Source organism: Streptomyces sp. NPDC005898, from assembly GCF_040629635.1.
Lineage (GTDB): Bacteria > Actinomycetota > Actinomycetes > Streptomycetales > Streptomycetaceae > Streptomyces.
This window is the reverse complement of the sequence record NZ_JBEXWC010000016.1, coordinates 92,299-107,861: the sequence shown is the minus strand read 5'-3', so window position 1 is coordinate 107,861 and position 15,563 is coordinate 92,299. Positions and strand designations below refer to the sequence as shown.

Here is a 15,563-nt window from a genome sequence, read left to right as displayed (position 1 = left end):
GGAGTGTGGGTCGCGGGTCGGGGAGACGTGGGGTGTTTCTCGGGGTGGCTCATGTGATCACCCTGATGTAATGGTCTTATGCATCTCAACCCTTACGGCGCCGATGCCGTGAACCTGGCGGCGGACCTGGCCAACCGGCGTCCGGTCGACGCCGCGGACCTGACGGAGCGCTGCCGCGCGGCCGGACTGGTCCTGGAAGTCCCCGCCACGGCACAGGAATTGGTCGCCCTCGGGGCCGCCTTGGACGCGTGGGAGGAAGTCGTCGACGCCACCGACGAGCGGGAGCGGGCGCAGGCGGTCAACCGCATGCTCGCCGCGTCCTGCGCCCACCCCCGGCTGACCGATCACGCGGGCGGCGGCTGGCACCTGCACTACCGCGACGACGAACTCCCCCTCGGCTCCCTGCTGTCCGTCGGCACCGCCCTGCATCTGGCCGGGCGCGGAATGCACCGGCTGCGGCGGTGCGAGGTCGGCGAATGCGCCACGATCTTCGCGGACACCTCCCGCACCGGGCGGCAGCGCTACTGCTCCCACCCATGCGCCAACCGTGACGCGGTACGCCGGCACCGCGCCCGGGCCAGGGCCTGACGCGGCGCCTGGCCGCTCCCGGGCGGCCTGCGCGGTGCGATGGGTCGTGCGCGAAGGGTTGACCGGACCTGCCGGGGCGCTTACGGTCCCGATCGCAAGTTCTTGCAGATTAAACCTGCAAGATCCTGCCGATGACTCGGCGACGCCCCCGCGCCCCCACATCCCTGCCCGCCCCCGCGCTTCCTGGAGGCCCCCATGAATGGCCCGACGCACCCGACCCGCAGACCTGTCGCCGTCGCCCTCGCCCTCGCGGCCGGGGTCCTCGGAAGCCTCCTCGCGGCGCCCCCCGAGGCCGGGGCGACCCCGCCCGGCGGCAAGGACGTCACCGCCGTCCTCTTCGAGTGGCGCTTCGACTCGGTCGCCGAGGCGTGCAGGAACCAACTCGGCCCCGCCGGTTACGGATTCGTCCAGGTCTCACCGCCCCAGGAGCACATCCAGGGCGGTCAGTGGTGGACCTCGTACCAACCGGTCAGCTACAAGATCGCCGGTCGGCTCGGTGACCGGGCGGCTTTCAAGAACATGGTCGACACCTGCCACGGCTCCGGCGTCAAGGTGGTGGCGGACGCGGTGATCAACCACATGGCGGCCGGCTCGGGCACCGGCACGGGCGGCTCCTCGTACACGAAGTACGACTACCCCGGCACCTACTCGGGCGCCGACATGGACGACTGCCGCTCGCGCGTCACCAACTACGGCGACCGCAGCAACGTACAGAACTGCGAACTCGTGGACCTGGCCGACCTGGACACCGGCGAGGGCTACGTGCGCGGCCGGATCGCCGCCTACCTCAACGACCTGCTCTCCCTCGGCGTGGACGGATTCCGTGTCGACGCGGCCAAGCACATGCCGGCCGGTGACCTCGCCGACATCAAGTCACGGCTGAGCGACCCGGGCGTGTACTGGAAGCAGGAGACCATCTACGGCGCCGGCGAGGCGGTCTCACCGGGTGAATACGTGGGCAACGGCGACGTCCAGGAGTTCCGGTACGCCCGCGACCTCAAGCGCGTCTTCAACGCGGAGAAGCTCGCCTACCTGAAGAACTACGGCGAGGGCTGGGGGTACCTGCCCTCCGACAAGGCCGCCGTCTTCGTCGACAACCACGACACCGAGCGCGGCGGCGACACCCTCAGCTACAAGGACGGCGCCAACTACACCCTGGCCAACGTCTTCATGCTCGCCTGGCCCTACGGCTCGCCCGACGTCCACTCCGGCTACGAGTTCTCCGACCGCGACGCCGGACCGCCCAACGGCGGCACCGTGCGGGCCTGCTACTCCGACGGCTGGAAGTGCCAGCACGCGTGGCGCGAGATAGCGGGCATGGTGGCCTTCCGCAACACCGCGCGCGGCCAGAACGTCATCCACTGGTGGGACAACGGCGGCAACCAGATCGCCTTCGGCCGCGGTGACAAGGCGTACGTCGCGATCAACCACGAGGGCTCCTCGCTGAACCGCACCTTCCAGACCGCGCTGGCCGCCGGCGACTACTGCGACGTCCAGTCCAACAGGCGCGTCACGGTCGACTCCGCCGGCCGCTTCACGGCCACGCTCACCCCCAACACGGCACTCGCCCTGCACACGGGCGCACGAACCTGCACCTCCTGACCCACGCCCGCCTCCGCCCGCCACCCCGGGACGCCGCCCCCGGCGCGACCCGGGGCGTCCGGCGGGCCTAGGCTCGGCCGTATGGGAAAGACACAGGCCACGGGCAGGGGAGGGGCCGGGAGCGAGGCGGCGGGGCCGCAGGCGGGGACGGGGACCGGGACGGGGGCGCTTGACCTCAATCAGCTGCGGACGTTCCTCGCCGTGTACCGTTCCGGGTCCTTCACCGCCGCCGCCCGCCTCCTCGGTCTGTCCCAGCCCACGGTCACCGCCCAGATCCGTTCCCTCGAACGGCAGCTCGACCGGGAACTCTTCCAGCGGTTGCCCCGGGGCGCCGCCCCCGCCCCGTTCGCCGACGAACTGGCGGCCCGCATCGTCGAGCCCCTGGACGCCCTCGCGGAGGTCGCGGGCCACGGCGTCGACGGCTCGGCGGAGCCCGTCCATCTCGCGGGACCGGCCGAATTCCTCTCCCACTGCGTGCTGCCCGGCCTCGCCCCCCTCGTGGAGAAGGGAGTGCGGCTGCGGATCACCACGGGGCTCACCGACGACCTCCTGGACGAGCTGCGCGCGGGCCGCCATGACCTCGTCGTCGCCACCACCCGCCCCCGCGGCCGGAACCTGACCGCCGTACCCCTCGCCGACGAGGAGTTCGTGCTCGTCACGGCGGGTGCCTGGGCGCAGCGGACCGGGGGCGCCGAGGCGATCGCCGGCCAGGGCCCGGCGGCCCTGCGCGGGGTGCCCCTGATCGCGTACGCGGAGGACGTGCCCATCGTCCGCCGCTACTGGCGGCACGTCTTCGGCAAGCGCCTGGTCTGTGAGCCCGCCGTCACCATGCCCGACCTGCGCGCGGTCAAGGCGGCCGTGCTCGGCGGCGCCGGCTTCAGTGTGCTGCCCCGCTATCTGTGCCGCGACGAGCTGGCCTCGGGGGACCTCGTGCTGCTGAACGACCCGGAGGACCCGCCGATCAACACGGGCTTCCTCGTGCAGCGTCCCGGCTCCTCGGACAACCCGCACGTCGCCCTCGTACGCGACCATCTGCTGGCGTCCTCACAGGATTGCGACTGAGGGGAGCGTCTCGTTGCCATTGCCGCAGGTCCCGGCCGGTTTTCGGAGAAACCTACGAGAGGCCGACAGGTCCTTTCAGGTCTTCCACGCCTAGCTGGTTTCGGCCACCGGGCTGTGTACTGCTCAACAAGTTGCGATGGATGAGGCGTCCCCGGCGCGTAGCGCCCGCACCCCCACCGAAAGAGGGAGTCACCATGACCGCGTACGCCCAGGAAGCGACCGTCCAGGAGATCGAGAAGGCCTGGATGGACGTGGCGATCAAGCTCGCCACGGACAGTGTCAAGAACGGCGGCGGGCCGTTCGGCGCCCTGGTCGCCAGGGGCGGCGAGGTCGTCGCCACGGGGAACAACCAGGTGACCGCCTCCCTGGACCCGACGGCGCACGCCGAGGTGAGCGCGATGCGCGCCGCCTGCAAGAAGCTGGACACCTTCGCGCTGGAGGGCTGCGTCCTGGTCACCTCGTGCGAGCCGTGCCCGATGTGCCTGTCGTCGGCGCTGTGGGCGCGGGTCGACCGGATCGTCTTCGCCGCCGACCGGGACGACGCCGCGGTGGCCGGGTTCGACGACCGGAAGTTCTACGACCTGTTCGAGAAGAAGCCCGCCTCGATGTGGCCGATGCCGGTCGAGCGGCTGGACGTGGCGAACCGCACGGCGCCCTTCGACGCATGGCTGGCCAAGACCGACCGCGTCGACTACTGACGGGCCGGCGACCGCCCACCCGGTTCCGGTACAGACCGCCCACCCGGTTCCGGCACAGCCGGGGACAAGCGCCCCGGCCCTGGGACCGGGATCCGCCGTGCGCCGCCCTCGCGTGGGGGCCGGTCGGTGACCGCGCGGGGGTCAGGGCCGTGGTTCGGGGTCCGTGAGCCGCAGTCCGTTCTCCCAGATCTTGTTCAGCGTCGTGACCAGCCGCTCGTACGGGATGCGCTGGCCCAGTACGAACACCGTGTACGCCATGCGGCTCACCATCACCGACAGGGCGTGCGCGGTCACCAGCGGGTCGAGGCTCCGGTCGGCCTCGCCGTTCTCCTGGAGGGTGCGGATCAGCTTGGCGTTGCGTCGCACGAAGGCGTTGCCGCGCTCCATGCGCAGCGCCATGAACTGCTCGTCCACCTGCGCCACTTGCTCGAACAGCGCCATCAGGCGCGCGTTCTTCTTGTACGCCCGCAAGTACTCGCGGTTGGCGGCGTCGATGAGATCGCGGGTGTCGGTGATGCCGGTGCGTTCGCGCAGCTGCGGGTGCAGCATCTCCTCCTGCACCTGCTCGACGAGCGCCTGGAAGATCTCTTCCTTGCTGTTGAAGTACGTGTAGAACGACCCGGAGGCGACCTGCGCCGCCTTGGTGATGTCCGTGATGCGGGCGTCCAGGTACCCGTCGCGTTCGAAGACTTCGCGGGCGGCGGCGATCAACGCGTTGCGGGTCCTGACACCGCGTGCGCTGCGGGGCGTGATCGGTTGCTTCTGGCCGCTGTCCGCGGCCGGGGCCTGGGCAGCCACTGCGATCCATTCACTGTCGTCTGCGAACCTGTGCGTAACCGGCGCAGCGGATGCTATCAGCCGACCACGGCGAGGAATTCCAGGAGAGCGGCGTTCACCTCGGCGGGCCGCTCCTGCTGGATCCAGTGGCCCGCGCCGTCGAGCACGACGTGCCCGCGCGGGTCGGTGAGCATCCGGTCGAGGCCGTCGGCGGGCATGAAGCGGGCGACGGGATCCTTGGACCCGGTGACGAACAGCGAGGGCTGCTCGATCACGCGGCCGTCCAGGTGCTCGGTGAGCGCCCAGTTGCGGTCCAGATTGCGGTAGTAGTTGAGGCCGCCGGTGAAACCCGTCTCCTCGAACGTGGCGACGTAGTAGGCGAGTTCCTCCTCACCGAGCCACGACGGGGGAGGCAACTGCTCATCCGGCCGAGCGGCCCACGCGGCGGAGTAGATCTCCCGCGTGACGAGAGTCCTGCGCACATTGCGGCTCAGCGCCCGGTCCGCGACACCCGGCTCCTGGAACCACACCATGTAGAAGTCGTCCCCGAGCCGCGAGCGCAGGATCGGCAGGGGAGGGGCAGGGGCCCGCGGCGTCACCGGCACGCTCATCCCGGCCACCGCCCGCACCCGCTCGGGATGCACCAGGGCCATGTTCCACACCACGTTCGCACCCCAGTCGTGCCCCACGAACACCGCGTCGTCCGCGCCCGCGTCGTCGAGAATGGCGGTCAGGTCCGAGCAGAGCGTCAGGATGTCGTACGCGTCGACGTCGGCGGGGCGCGAACTGCCGCCGTAGCCCCGCATGTCGGGCACCAGGACCCGATGCCCCGCTTCCGCCAGCGCGAACAGCTGGTGCCGCCAGGAGAACGCCAGCTCCGGGAAGCCGTGGCACAGCACCACCGGCGGCCTGCCCGGCCGCGCCTCGCCGTGGTCGAAGACCCGCAGCGTGATGCCGCCCGAGGCGACCCGGCGCGTCGCGACGCGCTCCCACTCGCCGACAGGCACATGCGTCGTCATCAGGCAGCACTCCTGTCATCGGGGCACATCGAACTTGACGTTGGATTCAAACATACCGCCGGGGGCCGGGAGGTGACCCTTGAACCTGAATACGGATTCAAATACGGTGACGGCGCCGAGGCGAGACGACCGTGGGAGGACCCGTGTTCGACGTGAGCGACAGGGCCAAGGAGTACCAGGAGAAGCTGCTCGCCTTCATGGACGAGCGCGTCTATCCGGCCGAGGCGGTGTACGAGAGGCAGCTGGCCGAATCCGGCGACCCCCACCACCAGCCGCCGGTGCTGGAGGACCTCAAGGCCGAGGCCAAGAAGCGCGGCCTGTGGAACCTCTTCCATCCCCACCCCCAATGGGGTCCCGGCCTGACCAACCTGGAGTACGCGCCGCTCGCCGAGATCATGGGCCGCAGCGCGCACCTCGCCCCCGAGGCCACCAACTGCAACGCCCCGGACACCGGCAACATGGAGGTCCTCACCCTCTTCGGCACCGACGAGCACAAGGAGAAGTGGCTGAAGCCGCTCCTCGCCGGGGAGATCGCCTCCGCGTTCGCGATGACCGAACCGGCCGTCGCCAGCTCCGACGCCCGCAACATCGAGACGCGGATGGTGCGCGACGGCGACGACTACGTCCTCAACGGCCGCAAGTGGTGGACGTCCAACGCCCTGCACAAGAACTGCCGGGTGCTCATCGTGATGGGCAAGACCGACCCGCAGGGGCCGAGCCACCGGCAGCAGAGCATGATGGTCGTCCCCCTCGACACCCCGGGCGTCACGGTCCTGCGCGGCCTGCCCGTCTTCGGCTACCAGGACCGCGAGGGCCACGCCGAGGTGCTCTTCGAGGACGTCCGCGTCCCGCGCACCGCCCTGCTGGCCGGCGAGGGCGACGGCTTCATGATCAGCCAGGCCCGGCTCGGCCCCGGCCGCATCCACCACTGCATGCGCTCCATCGGCATGGCCGAACGCGCCCTCGACCTGATGATCGACCGCGCCCGGTCCCGTACGACGTTCGGCGTGCCCCTGGCCGACCGGGCCAACATCCAGGACTGGATCGCCGAGTCCCGCGTCGAGATCGACATGGCGCGGCTGCTCACCCTCAAGGCCGCGCACCTCATGGACACCGTCGGCAACAAACAGGCCCGCACGGAGATCGCCGCCATCAAGGTCGCCGCGCCCGCGGTGGCCCTCAAGGTCGTCGACCGGGCGATCCAGGTCCACGGCGGCGCCGGCGTCAGCGACGACTTCCCGCTCGCGAGCATGTACGCCCATCTGCGCACCCTGCGCCTGGCCGACGGCCCCGACGAGGTGCACAAGCGCACCATCGCGCTGCGGGAGCTGCGCCGCCGCGAGACCGAGCGGAACGCCCCGTGAGCGTGTCCCGCGACGGCGGGGCCACCGCCCGCGCGGGCACCTGACGGGGCGTTTCGCCCGGCGGCCCGGGCGGGTGCGGCAGGTCAGGCGGGGAGGGCGTCGACGGTCGGGACGACGGTGGCGAACAGATCGGTGAGGGTCGTCAGGGCGGCCCTCTGGAGCGCGTCGGCCGTCAGAACCGTGCCGTCCGGGGCGGCGAGGGCACGGGTGGCCGTCGCCTCCGCGACCACGGTGGGCCGGTACCCCAGCTTGAAGGCGCCCTGCGCCGTGTAGTTGACGCACATGTGCGTCATGAACCCGGCGAGGACCAGGTCCCCGCCGCCGCCCGGGGCGAAGCCGAGGCCGGCGAGTGTCTTCTCCAGCTCGGTGGCGTGGAAGGAGTCGGGGAACTCCTTGACCACGACCGGCTCGCCGGCCACCGGGGCGACCTCGTCGCTGATGGCGCCGATGTGGGCGCGGATGTCGTACGGGGTGCCCGCACCGCCGTCGTTGACGACATGGACGACCGGGACGCCCGCCGCGCGGGCCCGCTCCAGCAGCCTGGCGCCCGCCGCGAGGGCCGCTTCGGCGCCCTCCAGCGCCATGACGCCCGTGCGGTAGGTGTTCTGGAAGTCGATCAGGATCAGGGCGGACTCGCTCAGCCGGGCCGGCCGGCCGTCCAGGCCGATCACGTCGCGCAGGGTGGTGGAGGCGGAGTGCGGGTGGGTGCTCATGGGGTGCCTTTCGGGAAAAGGGCAGGGCGGGGCCTACGGCCGGCCGCGTGCCGGGGAGTGCCGGGCGGCCGCCGAGGACTTCGGCGGGGCTCCGACGGGACGGAGAAGGATCAGAGGGCGGTGGTGCGGAAGCGGCGGCGGTAGGCGGCCGGCGTACTGGCGAGCTGCCGTCGGAAGGCGCGGTGCAGGGTTTCGACCGAGCCGAGCCCGGCGGCGGAGGCGACCTTCTCCAGGGGGCAGTCGGTGCTCTCCAGGAGTCGGCGGGCCGTCTCCACCCGGGCCGCCTCGACGTAGTCGGCCGGGCTCGTGCCCGTCTCCTGCTTGAACACCCGCGCGAAGTGCCGCTCGCTGAGGCACATCCGGGCCGCGAGCGCCGCCGCCGAAAGGTCCTCGCAGAGGTGCTCGGCGATCCACAGCCGCAGCTCGTCGATGTCGCGCCGGTCGGAGACGGGCCGGCTGAGCGGCACCGAGAACTGGCTCTGCCCGCCCTGGCGCCTGAGGTACATCACCAGCTGCCGGGCCACCGCCAGGGCGACGTCCTCGCCCTGGTCCTCGGCCACCAGGGCCAGCGCCAGATCCAGGCAGGCGCTGATCCCGGCACCGGTCCACAGCCGCCCGCGGTCCGCGCGGACGAAGATGGGGTCCGGGTCGACCGTGACGGCGGGATGGTCGGCGGCGAGCTGGGCGGCGGTCGACCAGTGCGTGGTCGCGGTCTTCCCGTCGAGGAGCCCGGCCGCGGCCAGCAGATGAGCGCCGACACACACCGACGCCACCCTGCGGGCCGCGGGCGCGGTCTCCTCCAGCCACCGCACGACCTGAGCGTCGATGCGGGCGACCGGGCCGTCCTCGGTCATGTCCACCGCGCCGGGCACCAGCAGGGTGTCCACCCGGCCATCGGTCCCGTCGAAGGACACGTCCGTGAGCAGCCGCACGCCCGCCGAGGTGCGGACCGCGCCGACGACCGGCCCCGCCAGGTGGACCTCGTAACCGGCGCGGCCGCGTGTGACCCGGTTGGCCAGCGCGAAGACCTCGGCGGGACCGGTCACGTCGAGGAGATCGACGTCGGGGAAGACCGCGATGACGACGCGGTGCGAGAGGGGCATGCGGCTATCCTCACGGCCACCGCCGAGGGCCGCAATGACGATTCCCTGTCACATCCGGACACGCGGTCCACGGCGGCGCGCGCGGCGGCGGTCGGGGCACATGACAGCGGGCCCGGCGGAAGGAATCCGCCGGGCCCGCAGGTCGGGAGTGCTCGCGGTGCGCTCAGTCCGTGCCCGCCTCCATCGCGGCACGGTCCAGCATCGTCTCCTCGTCCGTCGTCTCGCCCCGCGAGGCGATCGCCTGGGCGCCACCCGCGTCCATGGCCCCGATCAGGCCCGTCGAGGCCGCCTGCGCGGCACCGATCGGCGTCGGGTGGGCGGTGCCGACCAGGCCGAGACCGACGTACTGCTCCAGCCGGGAGCGCGAATCCGCGATGTCGAGGTTGCGCATGGTGAGCTGGCCGATCCGGTCCACCGGGCCGAACGCCGAGTCCTCGGTCCGCTCCATCGAGAGCTTGTCCGGGTGGTAGCTGAGCGTCGGGCCCCGCGTGTCGAGGACCGAGTAGTCCTCGCCGCGCCGCAGCCGCAGGGTCACCTCACCGGTGATCGCCGCGCCGACCCACCGCTGCAGCGACTCGCGCACCATCAGCGCCTGCGGGTCGAGCCAGCGGCCCTCGTAGAGGAGACGGCCGAGGCGCCTGCCCTCGTTGTGGTAGGCCGCGATCGTGTCCTCGTTGTGGATCGCGTTGACGAGCCGCTCGTAGACGATGTGGAGGAGCGCCATGCCGGGCGCCTCGTAGATGCCCCGGCTCTTGGCCTCGATGATCCGGTTCTCGATCTGGTCGGACATGCCGAGCCCGTGGCGGCCGCCGATCGCGTTGGCCTCCATGACCAGGTCGACCGGGGTGGCGAACTCCTTGCCGTTGATGGCGACCGGGCGGCCCTGGTCGAAGGCGACCGTGACGTCCTCGGTGCCGATCTCCACCGACGGGTCCCAGAACCGCACGCCCATGATGGGGTCGACGGTCTCGATGCCGGTGTCGAGGTGCTCCAGGGTCTTCGCCTCGTGGGTGGCGCCCCAGATGTTGGCGTCCGTGGAGTACGCCTTCTCCGTGGAGTCCCGGTAGGGCAGGCCGTGCGCGACCAGCCACTCGGACATCTCCTTGCGGCCGCCGAGCTCCGTCACGAAGTCCGCGTCCAGCCAGGGCTTGTAGATCCGCAGGTGCGGGTTGGCGAGCAGGCCGTAGCGGTAGAACCGCTCGATGTCGTTGCCCTTGAACGTGGAGCCGTCGCCCCAGATCTGCACGCCGTCTTCCAGCATGGCCCGCACCAGGAGCGTGCCGGTCACGGCGCGCCCCAGGGGCGTGGTGTTGAAGTAGGGGCGCCCACCGGACTTGATGTGGAACGCACCGCAGGCCAGCGCCGCAAGGCCTTCCTCGACCAGCGCGGCACGGCAGTCGACGAGTCGGGTGATCTCGGCGCCGTACGCGGAGGCTCGGCCGGGCACGGACGCGATGTCGGGCTCGTCGTACTGGCCGATGTCGGCGGTGTACGTGCACGGGACGGCGCCCTTGTCGCGCATCCAGGCGACGGCTACGGAGGTGTCGAGGCCGCCGGAGAAGGCGATGCCGACACGCTCGCCGGTGGGGAGGGAGGTGAGGACCTTGGACATGGCAAGAGTATGCATCAGAACGCATGGCCATGCAAACGTCTCCGGCGCACCCGGCCGTCGCCCGATGTTCGCCCTGCCGTCACCCGCCGTCGTCCTCGACCGGCGACCATCTGAGTCCCGATCGCGATCGAGCCGAGGGGACCACGTTGCGACGCCCACGTCCGAGACGTACGTATCGAGGCGGCAGAACGCTCTTCACGGGCCCGCTGGTGGTCGCGGTGGCGCTGGCATTCGCGGGATGCGGCCTCGCGGGGTGCGGCCTCATGGGGCCGGGGGAGGGGGACGCCGCCGCTCACGCGTCCGCCGCTCCCGCGGCCGTCGCCGGCATCGAGTGCGCGCGGGCAGGGAGGGTCCCGGGGACCGGTTCGAGCGCCCAGCAGAGCGCGATGAAGCACTGGATCACGGAGTACCAGCGCGCCTGCCCCGGTGTGCGGTTCGCCTACAACCCGATCGGCTCGGGAGCGGGCAGCGCCCAGTTCCTGCGCGGCGCCACCGCCTTCGGCGGCTCCGACAGCCCCCTGAAGGCCGACGAGATCGAACGGTCCAAGGGCGCCTGCCGGGGCGGTCGCGCCATCGACCTGCCCATGGTCGGCGGGCCCATCGCGATCGGCTACGACCTTCCGGGCGTCGACCGCCTGGTCCTGGACGCCCCGACGCTCGCCAAGATCTTCGACCGGCGCATCACCTCCTGGGGCGATCCGCGGATCCAGCGCCTCAACCAGGGCGTCGAACTGCCCTCCCTGCCGATCCGCCCCGTCCACCGCTCCGACGACTCGGGGACCACGGCGAACTTCCAGGCCTACCTCGCGGGCGCCGCCCCCGACGTCTGGCGGCACCCGGTGGGCAAGGCCTGGCAGGGCGGGGCCGGCGCGTCCGCGAGCGGTTCGGGCGGGATCGCCTCCGAGGTCACCTCCGGCTTCGGCGCGATCGGCTACTTCGAGCTGTCCTTCGCGCGGGCCAGGGACATCAAGACCGTCAGGATCGACACCGGCGCGCCCGCCCCCGTCGAACCGACGCCCACGACGGCGTCGGCCGGAATCGCGGCGGCCAGGGTCGCGGGCGAGGGCAAGGACATGACGCTGAAGTTCCGCTACGGCGCCGCGACGCCCGGCGCCTATCCGATCGTCCAGGTCACCTACGAGATCGTGTGCGACAGGGGAAACCGGAAGGAGACCCTTCCCGCCCTCAGGTCGTTCCTCGGCTACACCGCGAGCGCGGCGGGCCAGAAGCCGCTGTCCCGGCTGCACTACGCGCCACTGCCCCGCTCCGTCGCGGGTCAGGTCCGCGAGGTGGTCCGCACGCTGTCCTGAGCGGGCGCCGACGATGAGCCGTCCGGGCGCTGGTGCGTGGCGAGATCCAGTGCCTCGTCGACGATCCGCCGCAGCCGGCCGTCGTGGAGGGCGTAGACGACACGGCGGCCCTCCTTGCGCGCGCCGACGAGACCGGCGAGGCGGAGCTTCGCCAGATGCTGGCTGACGGCGGGCCGCGCGGCGCCGCAGACCTCGGTCAACGTGGTCACGTCGGCCTCGCCCTCGCTCAACCGGCGGAGCAGCGCCAGGCGGGTGCGGTCGGCGAGCAGGGCCAACAGGTCGGCGGCGAGGGCGAATTGCTCCTCGCTCGGCGGGTGCGGGTGCGGGTACGCAGGCCGCCCAGGGTCCGGGGCCTGCTGGTGTGCGGGGTGCGAGGGGCTCGGGGTGGGCTCGTGTGCGGGGTGCGAGGGGTTCGGGGTGGGCTCGTGCGCGGGGTGCGAGGGCCCCGGGGCCTGCTGGTGCGCGGGGAGTGGGGCGCCCGGGGTGTGCTCGTGCGCAGAGTGTGCAGGTGAGAGATGCATGCGTGCGCTCATACGCACATAATGGGGGCCCGCACGCCCGGGGGCCACCGGGCCGGACGGTCCGTCGCGGCCGAGCCCGGCCGGCGTGGCCCCGCCCACCGGAAGGGGCACCACGTGAGCGACGAGCACCACGAACATCCCCACCTCCCGCGAGCAGGGCATGACCACCCGCACCCGCACCCGCATCCGCACCCCGACGGCCACGGCCACGGCCACGGGCATGACCGTCCCCGGGTCGCCCACCGCCTGCGCCACCTCTTCACCCCGCACTCCCACGACTCCGCCGACAAGGTCGACACCGCGCTGGAGAGTTCGGCGCGCGGCATCCGGGCGCTGTGGGTGTCCCTGCTGGTGCTGGGGCTGACCGCCGGTGCGCAAGCCGTCGTCGTGGTGATGTCCGACTCCGTCGCCCTCCTCGGGGACACCGTGCACAACGCGGCCGACGCCCTGACAGCCGTACCCCTCGGCATCGCCTTCGTCCTGGGCCGCCGGGCGGCCACCCGCCGCTTCACCTACGGATACGGCCGCGCCGAGGATCTGGCGGGCCTCGTCATCGTCCTCACGATCGCCGCCTCGGCCGCGTTCGCGGCGTGGTCGGCGGTCGAACGGCTCCTGAATCCGCGCGACATGAGCCATGTGCCCGTGGTGGCCCTCGCCGCGGTGATCGGCTTCCTCGGCAACGAGGGCGTGGCCCGCTACCGCATCCGTGTCGGCCGCGAGATCGGCTCCGCCGCCCTGATCGCGGACGGACTGCACGCGCGTACGGACGGCTTCACCTCACTGGCCGTGCTGTTCGGGGCGGGCGGCGCGGCCCTGGGGCTGCGGCTCGCCGACCCCCTAGTCGGCCTCCTGATCACGGCCGCCATCCTGCTAGTCCTGCGGGACGCCGCCCGCGAGGTCTTCCGCCGCGTGCTGGACGCCGTGGACCCGGCGCTCGTCGACGCGGCCGAACGCGCGCTCCTGGAGGTGCCCGGTGTGTACGAGGTGGGCGAGCTGCGGATGCGGTGGATCGGCCATCGGCTGCGCGCCGAAGTGGCGGTCGTCGTGGACGGAGCGCTGACCGTGCGCGCGGCCCACCAGGTGGCGGTCGAGGCCGAGCACGCGCTGCTGCACGCCGTCCCCCGCCTGACCGGCGCCCTCGTGCACGCGGACCCGGCACCGGCGGCGGGGGAGCGCGACCCACATCTGACCCTGGCCCACCACACGCACACCTGACCGTGCCGCAGTGGCGCACGTCACACGGGGGCGCGGGAACTTCGCGGGACCCCGGGCCGACTCCTGGACCGGCCCGGTCGCAGTCGGGCCGTGGCCCGTCGATCCAGGAGAACGCCTCATGCCCGCCGAACCCACCGTCCTCGCCGAAGGCGACGGGCAGCAGCCGGCCGACCCTTTGAGCCCGCCCGGGGATACGGAGGCCCGGCCGGCGGCCCGGCGATCCGGCTGGGCGTCGTTGCGTCCGCTGGTGCTGCGCCTGCACTTCTACGCGGGGCTGTTGATCGCGCCCTTCCTCCTGGTCGCGGCCACGACGGGCCTGCTGTACGCGGGCTCGTACCAGGCCGAGAAAATCCTGTACGCCGATGAACTGCGCGTGTCCGTCCCGGCCGGCAAGAGCGAACTGCCCCTGACCCGCCAGGTGGCGGCGGCCCGGCAGGCGCACCCGGAGGGGACGATCAGCGCGGTCCGGCCCGCGCCCGAGGACGGCGCCACCACACGCGTCCTGCTCTCCGGGGTGCCGGGCGTCGACTCCGACCAGACGCTCGCGGTCTTCGTGAACCCGTACACGGGCGAGATACGCGGCGCCCTCGCGCAGTACGGCGCGTCCGGGGCGCTTCCCCTGCGCACCTGGATCGACGGACTCCACCGCGATCTGCACCTCGGCGAGCCGGGCCGGCTCTACAGCGAACTCGCCGCCAGCTGGCTGTGGGTGATCGCGGGCGGCGGCCTCGTCCTGTGGTTCGGGCGCCGCAAGGCACTACGGAAGCGGCACAAGCCGGGGAACGCGACGGGGCGGCGCCGCACGCTGTCGCTGCACGGCTCGGTGGGCGTCTGGGCGGCGGTCGGCCTGTTCTTCCTGTCCGCGACGGGCTTGACGTGGTCGACGTACGCGGGGCAGAGCATCAGCGATTTGCGGGACTCCCTCGGGCAGAGCACACCGTCGGTGACCGCGCAGGCCGCCGGGGAGCACGCCGGGCACGGGGGCGCGGCCGGGACAGCGCGGGCCGGGGCGGGAGCCGACGTCGGTCTCGACGCCGTCCTGAAGTCCGCGCGCGGCCAGGGCCTTTCGGACCCGGTGGAGATCGTCCCGCCCGCCGGTGACGCGTCCGGGCCGACGGCGTACGTCGTCAAGCAGATCCAGCGCAGCTGGCCCGAGAAGCAGGACTCGGTCGCCGTGGACCCGGCGAACGGCGCAGTCACCGACGTCCTGCGGTTCGACGACTATCCCGTGCTGGCCAAGCTGTCGCGCTGGGGCATCGACGCGCACGCCGGTTCGCTCTTCGGCATCGCCAATCAGATCGCGCTCGCCGCGCTCGCCCTCTGCGTGATCCTGCTCATCGTGTGGGGCTACCGCATGTGGTGGCAGCGCGGCCGCGCCTCGTCCTTCGGCAGGCCGATGCCGCGCGGCGCCTGGCAGGACGTACCGCCGTACGTCCTGGTCCCGCTGATGGCGGCGATCGCGGTGCTCGGCTACTTCGTGCCGCTGCTCGGCATCCCGCTCGTGGCGTTCCTCGCCGTGGACATCGTGCTGGGCGAGATCGCGTACCGGCGGGGGAGACGCACGTACGCCTGAGCCGTCGGCGTGGGCCGGACCCCTCGGCCGGCCCGGATCCGGCCTCGTGGTGATGAGTTTCGGGCAGAAGGGTGTGACGCGCCCCGGAACGGGCACTCGAACAATTGGGCCCCGCCGTGTCTCCCCCGTCGCGGCGGGGCTCCCTCGTGCCCGGCAGGGGGCCGTAGAGGAGTCGGGCGCCCGATGGGTTTGGCCGGCGGCGGCTCGGCTACCCGTGCGGCTCGGCTACCCGTGCGGGACCGAAGGGAGCAATCCCGTGACCGTCACGCCCTCCTCACCGGCCGTGCCCCGCCCCGCCACCCCCCCGCGCCCCCGCGCCGGACCCGCGCATCCGGCCCGGCGCGCCCGCGGACGGGCCGCCGCAGTGCGACCACCAGGACCTCGTCCGCTATCTGGAGGACCGCTT

12 protein-coding genes and 2 pseudogenes are annotated in these 15,563 nt (G+C 72.3%); 8 read left to right on the top strand and 6 right to left on the bottom strand.

Features of this window, described 5'->3' with window-relative positions:
* The first annotated feature begins 78 nt into the window (after nucleotides 1-78).
* The 4 genes and pseudogenes from ABZ385_RS21985 to ABZ385_RS21970 all read left to right on the top strand — a co-directional run bounded on the left by ABZ385_RS21985 (nucleotide 79) and on the right by ABZ385_RS21970 (nucleotide 3,950).
* Complete coding sequence (locus ABZ385_RS21985) at nucleotides 79-588, top strand: CGNR zinc finger domain-containing protein (protein WP_358912736.1); 510 nt, start codon at nucleotides 79-81, stop codon at nucleotides 586-588.
* A 195-nt stretch (nucleotides 589-783) separates the two neighbouring features.
* Nucleotides 784-2,181: pseudogene (locus ABZ385_RS21980) on the top strand (alpha-amylase family protein); the annotation flags it as partial.
* Nucleotides 2,182-2,271: 90 nt separating this feature from the next.
* Complete coding sequence (locus tag ABZ385_RS21975; RefSeq protein ID WP_358912734.1) at nucleotides 2,272-3,252, top strand: LysR family transcriptional regulator; 981 nt, start codon at nucleotides 2,272-2,274, stop codon at nucleotides 3,250-3,252.
* A gap of 194 nt (nucleotides 3,253-3,446) precedes the next feature.
* On the top strand, nucleotides 3,447-3,950 hold the full coding sequence (locus ABZ385_RS21970; protein ID WP_358912732.1) for a nucleoside deaminase: 504 nt from the start codon (nucleotides 3,447-3,449) through the stop codon (nucleotides 3,948-3,950).
* A 141-nt stretch (nucleotides 3,951-4,091) separates the two neighbouring features.
* Here ABZ385_RS21970 and ABZ385_RS21965 read toward each other — a convergent pair whose 3' ends face one another.
* Nucleotides 4,092-4,748, bottom strand: a complete 657-nt coding sequence (locus ABZ385_RS21965) for a TetR/AcrR family transcriptional regulator (protein WP_358912730.1) — start codon at nucleotides 4,746-4,748, stop codon at nucleotides 4,092-4,094.
* Nucleotides 4,749-4,804: 56 nt separating this feature from the next.
* Nucleotides 4,805-5,746: an alpha/beta hydrolase gene (locus ABZ385_RS21960; RefSeq protein ID WP_358912728.1), complete on the bottom strand. Its 942-nt coding sequence runs from the start codon at nucleotides 5,744-5,746 to the stop codon at nucleotides 4,805-4,807.
* A 143-nt stretch (nucleotides 5,747-5,889) separates the two neighbouring features.
* Between ABZ385_RS21960 and ABZ385_RS21955 the strand changes: the two genes are divergently transcribed.
* Nucleotides 5,890-7,110, top strand: coding sequence for an acyl-CoA dehydrogenase family protein (locus tag ABZ385_RS21955; RefSeq protein WP_358578595.1), 1,221 nt, complete (start codon nucleotides 5,890-5,892; stop codon nucleotides 7,108-7,110).
* Nucleotides 7,111-7,193: 83 nt separating this feature from the next.
* Here ABZ385_RS21955 and ABZ385_RS21950 read toward each other — a convergent pair whose 3' ends face one another.
* The 3 genes from ABZ385_RS21950 to argG form a co-directional block, all read right to left on the bottom strand.
* Complete coding sequence (locus ABZ385_RS21950) at nucleotides 7,194-7,823, bottom strand: isochorismatase family protein (RefSeq protein ID WP_358912726.1); 630 nt, start codon at nucleotides 7,821-7,823, stop codon at nucleotides 7,194-7,196.
* 110 nt (nucleotides 7,824-7,933) lie between these two features.
* Nucleotides 7,934-8,926, bottom strand: coding sequence for a helix-turn-helix domain-containing protein (locus ABZ385_RS21945; protein ID WP_358698699.1), 993 nt, complete (start codon nucleotides 8,924-8,926; stop codon nucleotides 7,934-7,936).
* A gap of 163 nt (nucleotides 8,927-9,089) precedes the next feature.
* Nucleotides 9,090-10,538, bottom strand: a complete 1,449-nt coding sequence (gene argG / locus ABZ385_RS21940) for an argininosuccinate synthase (protein ID WP_358578590.1) — start codon at nucleotides 10,536-10,538, stop codon at nucleotides 9,090-9,092.
* Nucleotides 10,539-10,801: 263 nt separating this feature from the next.
* On the opposite strand from argG, the gene pstS reads away from it, so the two are divergent.
* Nucleotides 10,802-11,848, top strand: coding sequence for a phosphate ABC transporter substrate-binding protein PstS (gene pstS / locus ABZ385_RS21935; protein WP_358912724.1), 1,047 nt, complete (start codon nucleotides 10,802-10,804; stop codon nucleotides 11,846-11,848).
* On the opposite strand, the pseudogene ABZ385_RS21930 reads toward pstS, so the two are convergent.
* Nucleotides 11,815-12,171 (bottom strand): annotated as a pseudogene (locus ABZ385_RS21930) (metalloregulator ArsR/SmtB family transcription factor); the annotation flags it as partial. The gene pstS and the pseudogene ABZ385_RS21930 overlap by 34 nt on opposite strands.
* A 312-nt stretch (nucleotides 12,172-12,483) precedes the next feature.
* Here ABZ385_RS21930 and ABZ385_RS21925 point away from each other — a divergent pair.
* Both ABZ385_RS21925 and ABZ385_RS21920 read left to right on the top strand, forming a co-directional pair.
* Entirely contained in the window at nucleotides 12,484-13,584 is a 1,101-nt protein-coding gene (locus tag ABZ385_RS21925; protein ID WP_358578586.1) for a cation diffusion facilitator family transporter, read from the top strand.
* Nucleotides 13,585-13,702: 118 nt separating this feature from the next.
* Nucleotides 13,703-15,157: a PepSY-associated TM helix domain-containing protein gene (locus ABZ385_RS21920; protein WP_358912722.1), complete on the top strand. Its 1,455-nt coding sequence runs from the start codon at nucleotides 13,703-13,705 to the stop codon at nucleotides 15,155-15,157.
* The last annotated feature ends 406 nt before the right edge of the window (nucleotides 15,158-15,563 follow it).